Genomic DNA, 18,634 nt, shown 5'->3' on the forward strand with positions numbered 1-18,634 from the left:
AGAAGCCGTGGACGGGAGACCCCGCCCACGGCTTCGGAATCGCTCAGAGCCAAGTTCGCCGCGACGACTACTCGGCGGCGTTGCTCGAGAAAGGATTGCCCGCGGACGGGGCGGGTGCGTTGTGGCCGGCACTAGAGGAATCCGCCACCAGCGGGTCCTCGGACCGGCGCGACTTACCTTCGAAGTAGGCGCCTTGCTCGATCGCCAGGCTCTGATGATAGATGTCGCCCTCGACATGGGATTGGGACTGAAGGCTCACACGCAGGCCCCGGATGGATCCCAGAACCTTCCCGCGGATGACGACGTCCTCGGCGATAACCGAACCGTCGACTTGGGCCTTGTCGCCCAGGAGCAGCGAGCCGCAATGAACGTCGCCCTTGATCTGACCGTCGACTTGAATCTCACCCTTCGATGAGACGTTTCCCTCGATCGTGAGGTCCTCGCCGATGATGGATGGGATCATCTTGCCCATTGCCGGGGCCGCTGGCTTCGGCTGGGGCGACGGCCGCTCGGTGAACGGCGACGATTTGGATTCCGGAGCGGGGCTGGGCCGTTCGCCACCCAGCTTGGCCATTGGACTGCTCGGCTCAGGTTTCTTTGTGAACATCGCTGGGTTCTCCCCCTCAAAACGCGTGACGCAACGCGAAATACAACCCGGCATTCGGGCCCACACAACCAAAACCGTTACGCCCATAGATAATCGCTATGACAGCGTAGACGGCCAAGGCGCAACACCCTGTTGCTCCGTAAACATTATCGTTTCCGGCCTGTCTTGTCATGTTGCTTGTCATGGGCTTGCGCTAGGGTATGTCCTGTTCTGCTTAGAGCTTGATTCGCCTTGGTTTAGCCGATTTTGAACCATCTTAATCCAACGAGACCTTAGAGCGTTGCCCCGCGCACATGGCAACGACACGCTTGCGTCGGCGCGCGTGCCGGACACGTTTCCTCGTACCGGAAATCCGAGACAGCCGGGGGACAGATCGCCTTGGCTCGATGGCCTGGATGCGCACCGGGCAGAGAATGCGATCTTGTGGAGGCGATGGATGCGAAACAGCGTTCCTCACTCGAAGAGCGCGGCATGGAGGCCCCGGCACGTCATTGGGGTCCGTGACTGAATGGACGAACAGATCGCAGGAGCCCTCGCCAAGATTACCAAGCATGGCGGCAAGGCCATCCGGGCGCTGCCTGAGCAAGGGCGCCAACTGGTCAAGAGCGTCCCGGCGCCTGTGCAGATTCAGCTGGCGCGGCTGTCGTCTCGCGGCGCCCACGTGTGCCGGGAGATTTTCGCCGGGGTTTTCGTTCTCGGACTGATCGCCATCGTCTTGGGCTATGGGCGTTTGTCGCGTGGTCCCATCTCGCTGCCGGGCCTCGTGGCGCCGATCGAGCATGCGATCAACGATCAGCTGACGGACCTCACCGTGAAGATCGACGACGCTGTTCTGCAGCGTGGCGACCATGGTCCGGGCGTGGTGCTGCGTTTGCGCGATGTTCGTCTGATCGACCCGGAGGGGGAGGTCGTGGCGCAGGCACCGCTCGCGGCGGTGGGTCTCAGCGGCTCGGCGCTGCTGTCGGGCAAGATCGCGGCGGGAAGTGTGGACTTCATCGGTTCGCGGCTGCTCATGACCTACAACGAGCAGAACGGCCTGTCTCTGGCCTTCTCCAAACCGGGCGAAGACGGCACCCCGCTCATGCGGGACCGATCTCCACCGACCCGCAGTCTGGCGAGCCGCCGGTTCAGCACGCCAAGAGCGCCAAGCGCTTCAACCCCAATGCCGATGAAGCCTTCCAGCGTGTACGCCGGTCCGACACGTCCTTATCTGACGCGCTTCGGGCTGAAGGACTCGATCGTCGTTTTGTACAGGGACGGCGCGCAGACCTTCTGGCAGGTGCCCGACTTTGCGCTCAATCTGGAGCACCACGATCGCCGGAGCGTCCTCGTCGGCAACGCCAATGTGGCGTCGAGCCGTGGCGATTGGCAGCTCGAGGTCCGCACCGCCCAGAATGCCGGAACCAAAGGGCTCGAGACGCAGTTCCTGGTCAACAACTTGGTGCCGTCCGGGATCGCCGGCAACTTCCCGACCATCGGCTTGCTCCGGGCGCTGGACATGGCCGTGGACGGCGAAGCCTTGGCGAACCTCGCGCCCAATGGAGATTTCATTGGCGGCGAGGCGAAGGTTCGCTTGGCGCCCGGCCAGATTACACCCCCATGGGATCCGGATACGCCCGTGCGGATCGAGCGCGGCGAACTCACGCTTCGCTACATCACGGAGACCCGGGTCATCGAACTTGCTCCGTCCACACTGCGATGGGGCAAAGACTCGCACGCGACTTTCAGCGGCGCGTTCGTTCCGGTCTTCGACGACAAGAACGAGGTTCAATCCTGGACCTTCGACATCAAAGCCAACGACTCGGTTCTCGGTGTCGAGGAATTCGGCCTCGGTCCGACCGAGGTCGACCAATGGCATATGAAGGGGAGCGTGTCGGCCGCCGACGGCAGCGTCACGATCTCGCGCTTTGTCATCCGGGCCGGGGAAGCGGAGATTATCGCGAAGGGGAAGATCACGGACTCGTTCGGTGATCCCGCGGTCCGGTTGTCCGGAACGATCAGCCCGATGCCGATGGAAATGTTCAAGCAGATCTGGCCACGCTTTCTCGCGGGTGCGGCGCGCCAATGGGTCTTGGAGAATGTCGAAGGGGGCCAGGTTCTCGGCGGCTCGTTCAACGTCGCGCTCAAGCCCGGGATGCTCGACGACATCAAGGAGAAGAGGCCCATCCCCGCCGATTCCGTCGAAATGGACCTGAAGTTCACCGACACGTCGGTCGCCTACATTCCGGAATTGCCGCCGGTCCGCACGGGCGAGGGCACCTTGAAGCTCGCAGGCGCGCAGTTCTCCGTGGACATTCCCGCGGGCAAGGTGACCGTGGCCAACGGCATGGAGATCGACGTCAGCGACGGGCGGTTCTTCGTCGCGGATATCCGCGACAATCCGAATATGGGCGTTGTGACCTTCCGTGGAGCGGCACCGACACCGGCGGTCACCACGCTTCTGGATTACCAGCCGTTCGGTTTCATCACCGGGGTCGGGCTGAAGCCGGACTTCCTGGGCGGCACGGCCACGGGCGAGTTTACCTTCAACATTCCCCTCGTGGAGAACCTCAATCCCAGGGACATCAAGATCGCAGGCGTGGCGCACTTGCAGAATGCCATCACGCCGGGCCTCGTCGGCGATCTCGCGATCGAGGGCGGCGCTGTCGACGTCAATCTGACAAGCGAGGGCGTCAGTGCATCGGGCAATGTGACGATCAAGGGCGTGCCGGCCTCGGTGCACTGGCAGCGTCTGTTCTATGCGCCCGAGAGCGAGCAGCCGCCGATCTCGGTGACCTCGGTTCTGGACGCGGCCTCGCGGGAAAAGCTCGGCCTCAAGGTCAACGACATCGTGAACGGGCCGATGCCGGTGACGCTCTATCTCAGCGGTCTGAGCAAGGGGACCGGTCAGCCGGATACGTCCAGGATGACGATGGTCGCTGATCTGACCGACGCCGAGCTCGTGTTCCATGCCTTTGGCTGGAAGAAACAGCCGGGCCAGGACGCAAAGCTCAGCTTCGTCGTGAACAAGAAGCCGGACGGCACGACGGACCTCGAGGACTTTCAGATCACCGGACAGAACCTGGCGATCTCCGGACAAGTCGCCCTGGACACCGAAAATGAGATCAGGACGCTCTCATTCCCCAAGTTCGCGTTCGGCACGCTCACGGATATGTCCATCCAGGCGCAGCGGCGCGACGACGGCGTGATGCAAATTCACGCCGAAGGGCCGTCTTACGATGCCAGGGATTTCTTCCGCACCTTGATTTCCGCCGACCAGTTGACGGATAGCGCCAAGGCGGAATCGGGTGACGACACCAACATCGAGCTGACGGCGAAAATCGGCCGGCTCGTTGGCTACGACAACAGCTATGCGACAGACGTGGACGTTGCCCTGACCAAGCGCGCGGGCGAACTGGTCGCCTTGAACGGGCGGGGACTGCTCGGCGGGCAGAAGTCCGTGAGTGTCGAGTTACAGCACAGCGATGGTGCCCGAATCCTCGTGGCCAATGCGGACGATGCGGGCACGGCCTTCCGCCTGATCGGCTTCTATCGCAGCCTCCAGGGAGGTATCGCGTCGCTGCGGGTCAACATGGATGCGGGCGGCGTCCGCAAATCCGGCACACTGCGTGTCCGTGATTTCGCCATCGTCGGCGACAGCGTCGTCGCCGATGTCCTCAGCGACCCGAGTTCGGCGGCGGCGCTCGGTCAGCACCAGCACGATGTCAAACGCCAGATCGTGTTCCGGCGTCTGCGCGCGCCCTTCATCGCCGGCGGCGGCAAGTTCCAGCTCGACGATGCCTATGTGAATGGTCCCGAGCTCGGTGCGACGCTGCGCGGAACGATCGATTTCAATGCGCGGAAGCTCGATCTGGGCGGAACCTATGTGCCGCTTTATGGACTCAACTCGGCTCTCGGCGCGGTCCCCGTTCTCGGGCGCGTCTTGGTCGGCCGGCAAGGCGAGGGCGTCGTCGGCATCACCTTCGCCATCAAGGGCAAGCTCGACGACCCGACCGTGCTCGTCAATCCGATGTCGGTGATGACGCCCGGCATCTTCCGCCAGATCTTTGATTTCAATAGCGGCGTGCCCCAAGGAACAACGTCGGCGGGCACGGAGACGTGGGGCGAGAACACCAGCACGGAACGGCCCCGCAAGAAGCGGCGTTTGCGTCCGTTGCAAAATGCCCGAGAGCGGCGGGGGCTGAACTAGACCGGACGGATCAGGGCGTGGCGCTTCTTGCCGAGCGAGAGCTTGATCACGCCGTCGGCCGTGAGATCGGCGGGGGTCAGAACCTGCCGTTCGTCGCTCACCGCCACGTCGTTGACCTTGAGCCCGCCGCCTTTGACCTGGCGCCGCGCCTCACCGGTGGACTTCACGAAACCCGCTTGAACGCTGGCCGTGAGCACGCCGAAGCCGCTTTCCAGCTCCGCTTTGGGGATTTCGATCGTTGGCAGTTCGGCGGCGAGTTGCCCCTGTTCGAACGTGGCACGCGCCGTCCCTGCGGCCTGTTCCGCCGCTTCCCGTCCGTGAACGAGCGCCGTGGCCTCCGTCGCGAGGATCTTCTTGGCGTCGTTGAGTTCGGCGCCTTGCAGCGCCGCCAGCCGGTCGATCTCGTCGAGCGGGAGTTCGGTGAAGAGCTTGAGGAAGCGCGGCACGTCCGCGTCCTCGGCGTTCCGCCAAAACTGCCAGTAGTCGTACGGGGACAGCATGTCGGGGTTGAGCCAGACGGCGCCGTCGGCCGTCTTGCCCATCTTGGCGCCCGAAGAGGTCGTGAGCAGGGGTGTGGTCACGCCGAAGAGTTCGACCCCGTCGGTCCGGCGGCCGAGTTCGATGCCGGTGACGATATTGCCCCATTGGTCGGACCCGCCCATTTGCAGGCGGCATCCCTCGCGCCGGTGGAGCTCCACGAAGTCGTAAGCCTGGAGCACCATGTAGTTGAATTCGATGAAGCTGAGATTCTGCTCACGGTCGAGGCGGAGCTTCACCGAGTCCTGGCTGAGCATGCGGTTGACGCTGAAGTGCCGTCCGTAGTCGCGCAGGAACGAAATGTAATTCAGTTTCTCCAGCCACTCGGCGTTGTTCAGGAGGATCGCATCGCGGTCCCCGGTTCCGAAGGTCACGAACTTCGAGAAGACGCGCTGAATGCCCTCAATGTTCGAGGCGATCGTCGCGTCGTCGAGCAGCTTGCGGGCTTCGTCCTTGCCGGAGGGATCGCCGACCTTCGTCGTCCCGCCGCCGATCAGCACGATCGGCCGGTGACCAGTCTGCTGCAGCTTTCGGAGCAGCATGATGCTGACGAGGTTGCCCACATGCAGGCTCGGTGCCGTGCAATCGAAGCCGATGTAACCGGTGATGATCTCCTTGCGGGCAAGCGCGTCGAGCCCGGCCTCGTCGGTGCACTGGTGGATATAGCCGCGTGCGGAAAGCTCGTGGAGAAGGTCGGACTTTGCGGTGGTCATCGTCGGACGTGCGGATTGTAGCGAATGGAATCGAGCGCGGCGTGCGCCCGCCCGAGCGTCTAACAGGTTTGGCGCGTCAATGCACGATCACGAATCCACGCTCGCGATCAGTGAGAACCGGCACGTGAGGGCCGGTGTCAGGCAGCCTAGGCTGCCGACTCCTTCTTGGCCTTGCCTTTTTGCGGCTTGGGTTTGCCGAGGCGCTTGTCGAGATAGCCGTCGATGACCTCCATGAGGCCTTCCATCTGGTCCTCGAAGAAATGGTTGGCATCGGGGACCGTCGCATGATCGACGATGGCGTCCTTCTGGGTCTTCAGCCTTTCCACGAGCCCGCGCACGGATTCGGTTGGAACGACTCGATCTTTCGCGCCATTGACCATGAGGCCCGAGGACGGGCAGGGGGCCAGAAACGAGAAGTCGTAGAGGTTCGCGGGCGGTGCCACGCAGATGAAACCCTCGATCTCCGGACGCCGCATCAGAAGTTGCATGGCGATCCAGGAGCCGAAAGAGGCACCGGCAATCCAGCAAGACGGTGCGTCGGCATTGTAGGCCTGGAGCCAATCCAGCGCCGTCGCGGCATCCGCAAGCTCGCCGGGACCGTTGTCGAACAGACCTTCGCTGCGGCCGACGCCACGGAAATTGAAGCGCAGGACCGAGAAGCCGCGCTTCTGGAAGGCGTAATACATGTGGTAGACAACCTGATTGTTCATCGTCCCGCCGAATTGCGGGTGTGGATGGAGAATCAGGGCGACCGGAGAATTAGCCGCCGGCTGATGGTGGTAGCGGGCTTCGATCCGGCCGGCTGGGCCGCTAATATTGACTTCAGGCATGTATGCTAGGGCCTCGGCTGGTCTGGTAAGCAGACAGGATTGGTCTTGCGTATATGGGGCCGGTTTTTCGGATTTTCAGGCTCCGCCGCGCGTTTGCCGCCGCGGCATTGCTTGACTTGGCCCCTTCAGAATCCTATAAAACAAGAGATTAGAATTGTTCCAAACAAGGCTGTTCCGATCTAGCTGGGCGCAAGGATCGAGCCGACTGTCAGGCCGGGCTTCTTAGCACGGGCTACAGGGGCTCGTGCAAGCGATAACCGCCTAGAAGGGCCGACGGGACCGAATATCAGCCTCCGGCTTCGAAAGAGCATGAACCAGCGCGCCTATCTCGACCACAATGCGACAGCTCCCTTGCGGCCGGAAGTCCGCGAGGTGATGCAGGACGCGTTCGATCTGGTGGGCAATCCCTCCTCCGTCCATGCGGAGGGCCGCGCCGCCCGGGCGGCGATCGAGGAAGCGCGCATCAAGGTCGCCGCTCTCGTCAATGCCCGGCCCGAAGACGTCATCTTCACGAGCGGCGGCACGGAGGCGAATGCGCTTGCATTGGCCCCGCCTGCGGGCGGGGCGTCGTGGAAGGCGTTCATATCGTCGATTGAGCATCCGTCCGTCCTGTCGGGCGGCCGCTTCAGACCCGGCGCACGGGCTATGCTCCCGGTGACGGGTGAGGGGATCGTCGATCTGGATAGCCTTGCCCGGATGCTTGCCGAAGAGGTCCCGGAGGGCAGCCGTCCTTTCGTGTCCCTGATGGCGGCGAACAATGAGACGGGCGCCGTGCAGCCGGTCGCTGAGGCTGCTGGCCTGGTCCATGACGCGGACGGCGTGCTGCATACGGATGCGGTCCAAGTGGCCGGGAGGCTCCCGCTCGACATGAGCGCGCTGAGTGCGGATCTCTTGACGCTTTCGGCCCACAAGATAGGCGGGCCGAAGGGTGTCGGGGCCGTGGTCTGGCCGAAGGCGCAAGTGTTGAGCCGCCTGATGACCGGTGGCGGACAGGAAAGCCGCCGCCGTCCGGGCACGGAGAATGTGGCCGGCATTGTCGGCTTCGGGATTGCCGCGGATCTGGCGGCCAAGGAGCTGTCGACAATGGGCGAGATCGCGAGGCTCCGAGATGCGCTCGAAGAGGGTGTGCGGACCATCGCCCCGGATGCCGTGGTGTTCGCGCAGTCCGTGGCGCGGTTGCCGAATACGTCCTTGATTGCGGTGCCGGGCCTGAAGGCGGAAACGCTTGTGATCGGCCTCGACCTTGCCGGCGTATCTGTCAGTGCCGGCAGCGCATGCTCGTCCGGCAAAGTCGAGACGTCGCACGTTTTGACCGCCATGGGGGCGGCTCCGGAGGTGGCGCGTGCTGCGATCCGGGTCAGCCTTGGTTTTCGCAGTTGCGATAACGATATCCAAGACTTCCTCAGTGCATTTGGCGACCTCGTTAAACGGCTGAGGAAAGACGAGAAAGCGGCGGCTTAGCGGTATTTGGCCGTTCCGTACGCTTAAGACCAAAACGAGATTGGGAAAAAGACGATGCCTGCAGTCGATGAAACCGTTGAACGCGTCAAACAAATCGACGTCGACAAGTACAAGTACGGCTTCTCGACCGAGATTGAATCGGTCATGGCCCCGAAAGGGCTGAACGAAGACATCGTCCGCTTCATTTCGGCCAAGAAGGGCGAGCCCGAATGGATGCTCGAATGGCGGCTGGAAGCCTACAAGCGCTGGCGGACCATGCAGGAGCCCACCTGGGCCAAGGTCCATTATCCGAAGATCGACTTCGAGGATCTCTATTATTACGCCGCGCCGAAGAGCACCGAGGGCCCCAAGAGCCTCGAAGAGGTCGATCCCGAGCTGCTCAAGACCTATGAGAAGCTCGGTATTCCGCTGAAAGAGCAGGAAGTGCTCGCGGGCGTGCAAGGCGCGCCGAAGGTCGCCGTGGATGCCGTCTTCGACAGCGTGTCCGTGGTCACCACCTTCCGCGAGGAGCTGGCCAAGGCCGGCGTGATCTTCTGCTCCATCTCCGAAGCGGTGCGGAACCACCCCGAGCTCGTGAAGAAGTATCTGGGGTCGGTTGTGCCGGTTACGGACAATTTCTACGCGACGCTGAATTCGGCCGTGTTCTCTGACGGATCGTTCGTCTACGTACCGGAAGGCGTCCGCTGCCCGATGGAGCTGTCGACCTATTTCCGTATCAACGCGGAAAATACGGGACAGTTCGAGCGCACGCTCATCATCGCCGACAAGGGCTCCTACGTGAGCTATCTCGAAGGCTGCACGGCGCCCATGCGCGACGAGAACCAGCTGCACGCGGCGGTGGTCGAACTCGTCGCGCTGGAAGACGCCGAGATCAAGTACTCGACCGTCCAGAACTGGTATCCGGGCGATGCGGAAGGCAAGGGCGGCGTCTACAACTTCGTGACCAAGCGCGGAGACTGCCGTGGCGACCGCTCGAAGATATCCTGGACGCAAGTCGAGACAGGATCGGCCATTACCTGGAAGTATCCGTCCTGCATCCTGCGCGGCCATGGCAGCCGCGGTGAGTTCTACTCGATCGCGATCTCGAACGGCTATCAGCAGGTCGACAGCGGCACCAAGATGATCCATCTCGGCCGCGATACGTCGAGCCGCATCATCTCCAAGGGCATTGCCGCCGGGTTCTCGGACAATACCTATCGCGGTCTCGTCTCGGCGCATCGCCGGGCCACGAACGCGCGCAACTTCACCTGCTGCGACTCGCTCCTTATCGGCGACAGATGCGGGGCCCATACGATCCCGTATATCGAGGCGAAGAATTCGTCGGCCACGTTCGAGCACGAGGCGACCACCTCGAAGATCTCCGACGATCAACTGTTCTACTGCTTGAGCCGTGGCCTCTCCGAAGAGGAAGCCGTGGCGCTCATCGTGAACGGCTTCGTGCGCGATGTGCTGCAGCAGTTGCCGATGGAGTTCATGGCCGAGACGCAAAAGCTGATCGGCATTTCGCTGGAAGGCAGCGTGGGCTAGATCCCGCGCGTCCTTCCATCCTCGCAAAGCGATTCAAGACCAAGACTTTAGAAAGACCAATTGATGCTTGAGATCAAAAACCTCCACGCCAAGGTCGACGGGCGCGAAATCCTGAAGGGCCTCGATTTGACGGTTCCGGCCGGCGAGGTCCACGCGATTATGGGTCCGAACGGTTCGGGCAAGTCGACGCTTTCCTATGTGCTCGCAGGCAAGGAAGACTACGAAGTCACCGAAGGCTCCGTCACCTGGAACGGCAAAGACCTGCTCGAGATGGAGCCGGACGAGCGCGCGGCCGCCGGAGTCTTCCTCGCCTTCCAGTACCCGATGGAGATTCCGGGCGTCGCGACCATGACTTTCCTGCGCAGCGCCGTGAACGCGGTGCGCAAGGCCCGCGGCGAAGAGGAGTTTTCGACGCCTGACTTCCTCCGTACCGTGAAGGAGAAGGCGAAGGGGCTGCAGATCGACATCGAGATGCTGCGCCGTCCGCTCAATGTCGGCTTTTCCGGCGGCGAGAAGAAGCGCAACGAGATCCTGCAGATGTCCTTGCTGGAGCCCGAGCTATGCATTCTCGACGAGACCGATTCCGGTCTCGACATCGATGCGTTGCGGATCGTCTCCGAAGGCGTGAACGCGCTGCGTTCGCCGGAGCGCTCCATGCTCGTCATCACTCACTATCAGCGGCTTCTGAACTACATCGTGCCGGACAAGGTGCACGTGCTTTCGAAGGGCCGCGTTGCGCGCTCGGGCGGCCCGGAGCTGGCCCTGGAGCTCGAGAAATCCGGATACGCCGAATATGGCCAAGACGAAGCCTCGGCGGCGTAAGGGAGCATACTGATGGACGTACCCGTCCAACAATTCACGACAAAGGCCGAGCAGGACTTGCTCGATCTCTTCGAGCACGCGGCGGACGCATTGCCCGGCGATGCGGCGATCGCGGCCATGCGGAAGAGCGCAATCCAGACCTATGCGGGTCTCGGCTTGCCCCACCGCCGCGTGGAAGAATGGAAATACACCGATCTGCGCGGGGCGCTCGACAGCATCCCGCCGCTTCTGGCTGAAGCGGACGCCGCCGTGAGCGATGCGGATCTGGAGACGGCGATCGGCAAGGCTTTCATGGCTTTGCCCGCTTACCGTCTCGTTATCGCCGCCGGCGAGTTCCGCGCTGATCTCTCAGACGTCGAAGGACTGCGCAAAGCCGGCGTGGAAGTCGCGCCGCTCGCGCAGATGCTGGAGTCGCCGCCTGCCTGGCTGACGGCAAGCCTCAAGGAAGCCGGCGGATGCGGCGAGGATGTGGTGATCGCGCTCAATACGGCGCTGATGACGGCAGGTGTCGCGGTGCGGCTGCCCGAAGGCCTGACGCTGCAGAAGCCGATCCATCTGATCCACTTGGATGCCCCGGGCAAGGCGGGTTCGATCTACACGCGCAACGCCGTTGTCGCGGAGGAGGGCGCCTCGGCGACCCTCATCGAGAGCTTCGGCACGTTCGGGGTCTCGGGCATTCAGCGCAATGTGGTGACGACGGTGTCGTTGGCGGCGAAATCGGCGATTCATCACCTCAAGCTGCAGCGCGAAGCCCTTGAAACGATTCACCTGAACGTATGGGTGGCCAATGTCGGTGCGGATGCGCGCTACAACGCGTTCCATGTCTCGACGGGCGCCGCGTTGGCCCGCAATCAGGTCTATGTCCGCTTCGACGGCGAGAACGCGGCCACGGATATTTCCGGCGCGACGCTGGCGCGCGGGACCCAGCATTGCGACACGACGCTGGTGGTTGAGCACAACGTCCCGGCCTGCGAAAGCCGCGAACTATTCAAGCTCGTCCTCAACGACGAGGCCCGTGGCGTCTTCCAGGGCAAGATCGTCGTCGCCCCAGACGCTCAGAAGACCGACGGCAAGCAGATGTCCCAGGCGCTGCTCCTGTCCGAGACGGCCGAGTTCGACTCAAAGCCCGAGCTGGAGATCTATGCCGACGACGTGGTCTGCGGTCATGGCGCCACGTCCGGCCAGATCGACGAAGAGCTGCTGTTCTACCTGCGCGCACGTGGTCTTCCCGAGGCCGAGGCGCGGGCGCTTCTGATCCAGGCGTTTGTCGGCGAGGCGTTCGAGGCCTTGGACGACGAGACGATCGCGGACGCGTTCACCGCCGTTGCCGCCGAGTGGCTCGGCACGCCGGCGGAGTAGGAGGACCCGATGAATGTCATGTCCCCGTCCTCTGGTGCCTCTCAAGCGGGTTCGTTCGATGTCGAGCGCATCCGGGCGGACTTTCCTATCCTGTCGGAGACGGTACATGGCAAGCCGCTGACCTATCTCGACAATGGCGCTTCGGCCCAGAAGCCGCTTCAGGTGATCGATACGATCACCCAGCCTTATTCGGCCGAATACGCCAACGTCCATCGCGGGCTTCACTATCTGTCGAATTTGGCCACGGAGAATTTCGAGAAGGCGCGCGGGAAAGTGCGGGCCTTTCTGAACGCGGCCCACGACGAAGAGATCATTTTCACCCGGAACGCAACCGAGGCCATCAATCTCGTCGCCTCGTCGTTCGGCTCGCCGCGTATTGAGGCAGGCGACGAGATCCTCATTTCGATCATGGAGCATCACTCCAATATCGTGCCGTGGCATTTCCTGCGGGAGCGCCAGGGCGCAGTGCTGAAATGGGCGCCGGTCGCGGACGACGGAACGTTTCTGCTCGATGAGTTCGAGAAGCTGATCTCGCCGCGCACCAAGATGATCGCGATCACCCAGATGTCGAACGTGCTCGGCACGATCGTTCCGATCAAGGAGGTCGTGCGGATCGCGCATGACCACGGCGTGCCCGTGCTGGTCGATGGGGCGCAAGGGGCGGTGCATCTCCCTGTCGATGTGCGCGATCTCGATTGCGACTTCTATACGTTCACGGGCCACAAGCTCTACGGCCCCACCGGCATCGGCGTTCTCTACGGGAAAAAGGCGCTGCTGGACGCCATGCGGCCCTATCAGGGCGGCGGCGAGATGATCGGCTACGTCACCACCGACGAGGTGACCTACGCGACGCCACCCCATCGCTTCGAGGCGGGAACGCCCGCGATCGTCCAGGCAATCGGGCTCGGCGCCGCGATCGATTATGTGGAATCGATCGGCCGGGAGAATATCGCCGCGCATGAGCACAAAGTGCTCACCTACGCCATGGACCGGCTGGGCGAGTTGAATTGGCTGAATATCTACGGCCAGGCCGAAGGGAAGGGCGGTATCGTCTCCTTCGAGGTCGACGGGGCCCACCCGCACGACGTCAGCACCATCTTGGACCGCTATGGCGTGGCGGTCAGGGCCGGCACACATTGCTGTGAGCCGCTCCTGGCGCGCTTTGGTGTCACCTCGACATGCCGGGCATCTTTCGCCATGTATAATAGCCAAGACGATGTGGATCGATTGGTGGACGCGCTGCACAAGGTGCGCGCCATGTTCGCCTAGGGCTAAGATGGGCCCTAAGGAAGGCTTCCCAGATGGTTGAAAAGACTCAACGAAGCGAAGACACTGACATCCCAAACGAAATGTCGCCGGGGCTGTCTCAGTCCGTGCCTGGCCATATTCAGTCCGCGGCTGAGGCCCCTGAGGCCGGCGATCCTGGCGCTGCGCCGGATCCGTCGCCCTTCGACGAGGACGCGCCGTCCTCGATCCCGCCCGATGAACTCGAGCGGCTGCATGGCGATCTCGTCAGCGCGTTGAAAACGGTGTTCGACCCCGAAATTCCCGTCGATATCTACGAACTCGGCCTGATCTACAAGATCGACGTCGATGACGACCGGAATATCGAGATTGAAATGACCCTGACGGCCCCGGGATGTCCGGTAGCGGGCGAAATGCCCGGCTGGGTCCAGAATGCGGTCGCGTCCGTGCCGGGGGTCGGGCAGGTCGACGTCAATTTGGTCTTCGACCCGCCATGGGATATGTCCCGGATGTCCGACGAGGCGCGTCTCGCCCTCAACATGTTCTAGGTGTTTGATATTCTAGGCACTTGAAGTACCAGGGAATCCGTCCCATTTTCGAAGTATGACCAATCGACCGCGCCCACAAGCCATGAGTCTCACCGAAGCCGCCGCCGCGCGGTGCGTAAGCTGGGTGCTGCCTCGGGCCCGGAGCTGGAGGCGGTTCGCATCGGCGTCAAAAACGGCGGTTGTGCCGGTATGGAGTACACGATGGAGTACGCCGCCGAGCGCCAACCCCATGACGAAGTTGTCGAGGACAAGGGCGTAACCATCCTCATCGACCCGTCGGCCCTGATGTTTCTGCTCGGGACCGAGATGGACTATCAGGTCAGTCGGATGCGCTCCGGGTTCGTGTTCAACAATCCAAACCAGACCAGCGCCTGTGGCTGCGGCGAGTCCGTGATGCTCAAGCCCGCAGGCCAGCCGGACCCAGAGCCGGCCAATATCACCGAATAACGGCGTTTTCCGAAAAACTTAGGTTGCGCGCACCGGCCGCATCATGAAGGCGGGGACATGGTCCCCCATACCCACGGGCTGGTTCTCGCGGCCCTGGCCCGAGCGGGATTTGCCCGCCGAGTTCGGCTTGGCCTTGGGTGCGGGCTTGGGCGCCGGCTTCGCCTTCGCGGCTGGCCGCGCGTCACCGTCGTCGGACTTGCGGTCGGCGTGCTGCTGCTTGGGTGGCTCGGCCGTTTCTGCCTCGGAAGACTTTTGGCCGCCACGCCGGGAACGGCCGCCTCGGCGGCGTCCGCGTCCGTTTTCGCGGCCGGCGCTCTTGGCTTCCTCAACCTCTTGCGGATTGGGCGCGCCATCCACCCAGGCAATCTCCTCGCGCAACAACGATTCGATGGCCTTCAGAGCCTTGTGGTCCTTGGGCGTGACAAGCATCGCGGCGTGACCCTCACGGCCGGCTCGGCCCGTGCGGCCAATCCTGTGGACGTAGTCCTCGGGATGGACCGGAACGTCGTAATTGAAGACATGGCTCACTGCGGGAATGTCGAGCCCACGGGCCGCCACGTCGCTGGCGACGAGGAGCGGAATCTCTCCACTGCGAAAGGCATCGAGCGTCGCTGTGCGCTGCCGCTGGTCCATGTCGCCGTGCAGCGCGCCCACGTTGAAGCCGTGGCGCTGCAACGAGCGGAAGACGACACCCACATCCTTCTTGCGATTGCAGAAGATGATAGCGTTCTTGACGTCTTCCTCCTGGATCAAGCCGCGCAACGCTTCGCGTTTCTCTGCCGGTTGATCGCCCGTCTTCTTCAGGCGCTGCGTGATGGTCGTTGCGGCCGACGCGGGCCGGGCGACTTCGATGCGCTCCGGCGTATGTAGGAAGTTGTCGGCGAGCCGTTGGATTTCAGGCGGCATGGTCGCGGAGAAGAAGAGGGTCTGCCGCGTGAAGGGGAGGACCTTACAAATGCGCTCGATGTCCGGGATGAACCCCATATCGAGCATTCGGTCGGCCTCGTCGACGACGAGGATCTCGATGCTGTTCAGCAGAAGCTTGCCGCGCTCGAGGTGATCGAGAAGGCGGCCGGGGGTGGCGATCACGACATCCGCGCCACGGTCGAGTTTCTTGTTCTGCTCCTCGTAGGAGACGCCGCCAATCAGCAGGGCGACGGTCAGCCTGTGGTTCCTGCCGAGAAGTTCGAACGCCTCGGCGACCTGAGCGGCGAGTTCGCGCGTCGGTTCCAGGATCAGCGTTCGCGGCATGCGGGCCCGGGCGCGTCCGCGTTCGAGGCGCGTCAGCATGGGGAGCACGAAGGAGGCCGTCTTACCGGTGCCCGTCTGTGCAATCCCCAAGACATCGCGGCCAGAGACGGCTACGGGTATCGCTTGGGCTTGAATAGGAGTCGGCGTATCGAACCCGGCCGCTTCGACCGCAGATTCGACTTTTGGGCTTAAGCCAAGATTTGAAAAGCTCATGAGTTAGCAAAAATGCGACGCTGGCTCTGGCCTTGCGTCTTGTTCTATCGCTACAAAGATTAGCTGTTACGATTCGCCGGGCGCATTCAACACAGCACCCGATCATTACGGCCACATGACCGTGGATAGCTTGAGAATGACATAGGCGGCATTGGCGAAACGCGCAAGGGGCAAAAGTTCGCAGTTGTTCCGAGCGTTAAGAACATCGGGCCGCGCCTGGCGGTTTCAACAGGATAGAGGAGTCGATGAGGACGAAAGACTACGCCGACGTTGCCATCAAGCGCCGATCCTATTTCTCGGCGCTCTTTTGCTTGGCTACGTCCTCGACGACTCTGGTTCCCGATCGGCCCAGCCTTGCGCAGCCGAACGGCCTGGGGCTCACGGTTGGCTTGGTCTTCGTGGTGGTGGGCTTTGTACTTGCCGTCTTTCCAGCCCGGCGGTTCCGCAAGGCGGGGACGAGCGTGGTTCCGGGTGAGCCGTCGACTGTGCTCGTCAGAGAGGGCGCCTACAAGGTTACCCGGAACCCCATCTATATCGGTCTGATCCTGATCTATTTCGGCCTGTGCCTGGTGCTCACCAGTATTTGGATGCTGCTGCTGCTCGTCCCGACGGCGATCGTCCTCCACCTAGGTGTGGTGAAGCGCGAGGAAGACTATCTCAGCTGGAAATTCGGCGATGCCTATCGCAGCTATATGAACCAGGTTCCGCGCTGGCTCTGAGGCTTCCGGCTTGGCCCGCGGCAAGCTGCGTCAGATATCGAGATCTTCGGCTTCGGCGAACGCGGCCCGTTCCTGGATGAATTTGAAGCGGGCCTCGGGCTTGTTGCCCATGAGCTGATCGACGGTCTTGGTCGTGCCGGGACGATCCTCGTCGTCGATCTCGACCCGCAACAGCGTGCGCGAGGACGGGTCCATGGTCGTCTCCTTCAGTTGCTTGGGAAGCATTTCACCCAAACCCTTGAAACGACTCACATCCACCTTGCCGCGGCCGTTGAACATCTCTTTCATCAGCACATCCTTATGCGCCTCGTCACGCGCATAGGCGGTCTTGGCTCCCTGGCTCAGCCGGTAGAGCGGCGGCACGGCGAGATAAAGGTGACCGTTTTCGATCAGCCCCTTCATCTCCTGGAAGAAGAACGTGATGAGCAGCGAAGCGATATGCGCGCCGTCCACATCCGCATCGGTCATGACGACGACCTTGTCGTAGCGCAGATCCTCCTCCCGGTACCGGGTTCGAGTCCCGCAACCAAGCGCCTGGATGAGATCGCTGAGAAGCTGGTTGTCGGCGAGCTTCGACGAACTCGCGCTGGCGACATTCAGGATCTTTCCGCGTAGCGGCAGTACGGCTTGCGTGGCCCGGTTGCGGGCCTGCTTGGCGGAGCCGCCGGCGGAGTCGCCCTCGACGATGAATATTTCCGTGCCGTCGGATCCCGTCGATGAGCAATCGGCGAGCTTGCCGGGGAGACGCAGGCGCCGCGTTGCGGTCTGCCGGCTGACTTCCTTCTCTTTGCGGCGGCGAAGACGCTCCTCGGAACGGTCCACCACCCAGTCGAGAAGCTTTCCGGCTTGATTGGGGTGCCCGGTGAGCCAGTGATCGAAGGCATCGCGCACGGCGTTTTCGACGATCCGGGCGGCTTCTTGCGTGGCCAAGCGGTCCTTGGTCTGCCCCTGGAATTCGGGCTCGCGAATGAAAACCGAGAGCATGGCCGCGGCCGTGCCGAGCACGTCGTCGCCCGTCACCTGGGACACGCGCTTGACGCCGGTCAACTCGCCGTAGGCCCGGAGGCCCTTGGTGAGAGCGGCGCGCAGGCCCGCCTCATGGGTGCCGCCATCGGGGGTCGGGACCGTGTTGCAGTAGGAGCTTATGAACCCGTCCGCGCTCGCGACCCAAGCGATCGCCCATTCGACCGAGCCGTGGCCTTCCGCCCGCTCCACCCGGCCGGCGAAGATGTCGTTAGTCACGGTGGTCTGGCCGTTGATGCTGTCGGCGAGGAAGTCCTTGAGGCCGCCCGGGAAGTGCAGCTCGGCTTTCTCGGGAACGTCGCTGCCGGCGGAGATCAGGGATTTGTCGCACGACCAGCGGATTTCGACGCCCCGGAAGAGATACGCCTTGGAGCGCGCCATGCGGAACAGACGTACCGGCTTGAAGGCGGCTCCCTTGCCGAAGATCTGGGGGTCGGGCCGAAAGCGCACGCGGGTGCCCCGCCGATTCTTGATGGGGCCGAGATTCTGCAAGGGGCCGTCGGGTAGCCCACGCGTGTAGGTCTGCCGGTAGAGCTTCTGGCTGCGGGCCACCTCGACCTCCAGCGTTTCGGACAGGGCGTTCGCCACCGACACGCCGACGCCGTGCAGACCGCCGCTGGTGGCGTAGACCTTGGAGTCGAACTTTCCGCCCGCATGCAGCGTCGTCATGATGACTTCGAGCGCGGATTTCTTCTTGAACTTGGGATGGGGGTCGATCGGGATGCCACGGCCGTTATCGCTGACCTCAGCGTGCCGTCCTTGTCGAGCGATACCTCGATCCGGCTGGCATGGCCCGCCACCGCTTCGTCCATGGCGTTGTCCAGCACCTCGGCGAAGAGGTGGTGCATCGCCTTCTCGTCGGTCCCGCCGATATACATGCCCGGACGCTTCCGGACGGGCTCGAGACCTTCGAGAACCTCGATATCCGCAGCCGTATAACCGGCCTCCGCACCACTGCTCCTTGCGCTCTGCTTGGCTTGCGCCTTCTCTTGCGCAGGCTTGGCGCGCGTGGGGCTTGCCGGCGGGGCGTCGAACAGATCGTTCGCGGCTGAGGATTTTCGTCTCGGTGCGATCGGTGGAGTCCTCCTGGCCGGGGCGCGCCGGCACCCTCGAAAAACAGAGAATCAGTGACGTTTGGAACGC

Annotated in this window: 12 protein-coding genes and 2 pseudogenes; 9 read left to right on the forward strand and 5 right to left on the reverse strand. The window is 62.9% G+C overall.

What is annotated here, in order from left to right; all coding sequences use genetic code 11:
- Window positions 1-67 precede the first annotated feature (67 nt).
- Window positions 68-607, reverse strand: a complete 540-nt coding sequence (locus AUC70_RS13440) for a bactofilin family protein (RefSeq protein ID WP_069445315.1) — start codon at window positions 605-607, stop codon at window positions 68-70.
- A 508-nt stretch (window positions 608-1,115) separates the two neighbouring features.
- Here AUC70_RS13440 and AUC70_RS13445 point away from each other — a divergent pair.
- Window positions 1,116-4,796 (forward strand): YhdP family protein, encoded by a 3,681-nt coding sequence (locus AUC70_RS13445; RefSeq protein ID WP_069445316.1) that lies wholly within the window; start codon window positions 1,116-1,118, stop codon window positions 4,794-4,796.
- Here AUC70_RS13445 and tyrS read toward each other — a convergent pair.
- Both tyrS and AUC70_RS13455 read right to left on the reverse strand, forming a co-directional pair.
- Window positions 4,793-6,046, reverse strand: coding sequence for a tyrosine--tRNA ligase (gene tyrS, locus AUC70_RS13450; RefSeq protein WP_069445317.1), 1,254 nt, complete (start codon window positions 6,044-6,046; stop codon window positions 4,793-4,795). The two genes, AUC70_RS13445 and tyrS, sit on opposite strands and share 4 nt — an antisense overlap.
- Before the next feature lie 146 nt (window positions 6,047-6,192).
- Window positions 6,193-6,876, reverse strand: a complete 684-nt coding sequence (locus AUC70_RS13455; protein WP_069445318.1) for an alpha/beta hydrolase — start codon at window positions 6,874-6,876, stop codon at window positions 6,193-6,195.
- 309 nt (window positions 6,877-7,185) lie between these two features.
- Here AUC70_RS13455 and AUC70_RS13460 point away from each other — a divergent pair, with 309 nt between their 5' ends.
- The 7 genes and pseudogenes from AUC70_RS13460 to AUC70_RS13490 all read left to right on the forward strand — a co-directional run bounded on the left by AUC70_RS13460 (window position 7,186) and on the right by AUC70_RS13490 (window position 14,285).
- Window positions 7,186-8,337, forward strand: coding sequence for a cysteine desulfurase family protein (locus AUC70_RS13460; protein WP_069445319.1), 1,152 nt, complete (start codon window positions 7,186-7,188; stop codon window positions 8,335-8,337).
- Window positions 8,338-8,391: 54 nt separating this feature from the next.
- Entirely contained in the window at window positions 8,392-9,864 is a 1,473-nt protein-coding gene (gene sufB / locus AUC70_RS13465; protein ID WP_069445320.1) for a Fe-S cluster assembly protein SufB, read from the forward strand.
- A 63-nt stretch (window positions 9,865-9,927) separates the two neighbouring features.
- Window positions 9,928-10,686, forward strand: coding sequence for a Fe-S cluster assembly ATPase SufC (gene sufC / locus AUC70_RS13470; protein WP_069445321.1), 759 nt, complete (start codon window positions 9,928-9,930; stop codon window positions 10,684-10,686).
- A 12-nt stretch (window positions 10,687-10,698) separates the two neighbouring features.
- Window positions 10,699-12,045: a Fe-S cluster assembly protein SufD gene (gene sufD / locus AUC70_RS13475; RefSeq protein ID WP_069445322.1), complete on the forward strand. Its 1,347-nt coding sequence runs from the start codon at window positions 10,699-10,701 to the stop codon at window positions 12,043-12,045.
- A gap of 18 nt (window positions 12,046-12,063) precedes the next feature.
- The gene (locus AUC70_RS13480; RefSeq protein WP_069445509.1) at window positions 12,064-13,314 is read left to right on the forward strand and encodes a cysteine desulfurase; all 1,251 of its coding nucleotides are present in this window, start codon (window positions 12,064-12,066) and stop codon (window positions 13,312-13,314) included.
- Between the two features lie 32 nt (window positions 13,315-13,346).
- Window positions 13,347-13,838, forward strand: a complete 492-nt coding sequence (locus tag AUC70_RS13485) for an SUF system Fe-S cluster assembly protein (protein WP_174202129.1) — start codon at window positions 13,347-13,349, stop codon at window positions 13,836-13,838.
- A gap of 55 nt (window positions 13,839-13,893) precedes the next feature.
- Window positions 13,894-14,285, forward strand: a pseudogene (locus AUC70_RS13490) (HesB/IscA family protein).
- 18 nt (window positions 14,286-14,303) lie between these two features.
- Here the strand turns inward: AUC70_RS13490 and AUC70_RS13495 are convergent.
- Window positions 14,304-15,749 (reverse strand): DEAD/DEAH box helicase, encoded by a 1,446-nt coding sequence (locus tag AUC70_RS13495; RefSeq protein WP_069445323.1) that lies wholly within the window; start codon window positions 15,747-15,749, stop codon window positions 14,304-14,306.
- 245 nt (window positions 15,750-15,994) lie between these two features.
- Here AUC70_RS13495 and AUC70_RS13500 point away from each other — a divergent pair, with 245 nt between their 5' ends.
- Window positions 15,995-16,468, forward strand: coding sequence for a methyltransferase family protein (locus tag AUC70_RS13500; protein WP_083241585.1), 474 nt, complete (start codon window positions 15,995-15,997; stop codon window positions 16,466-16,468).
- 30 nt (window positions 16,469-16,498) lie between these two features.
- Here the strand turns inward: AUC70_RS13500 and parE are convergent.
- A pseudogene (parE, locus tag AUC70_RS13505) lies at window positions 16,499-18,564 on the reverse strand (DNA topoisomerase IV subunit B).
- Window positions 18,565-18,634 lie beyond the last annotated feature (70 nt).

Source organism: Methyloceanibacter stevinii, assembly GCF_001723355.1.
Taxonomy (GTDB): domain Bacteria; phylum Pseudomonadota; class Alphaproteobacteria; order Rhizobiales; family Methyloligellaceae; genus Methyloceanibacter; species Methyloceanibacter stevinii.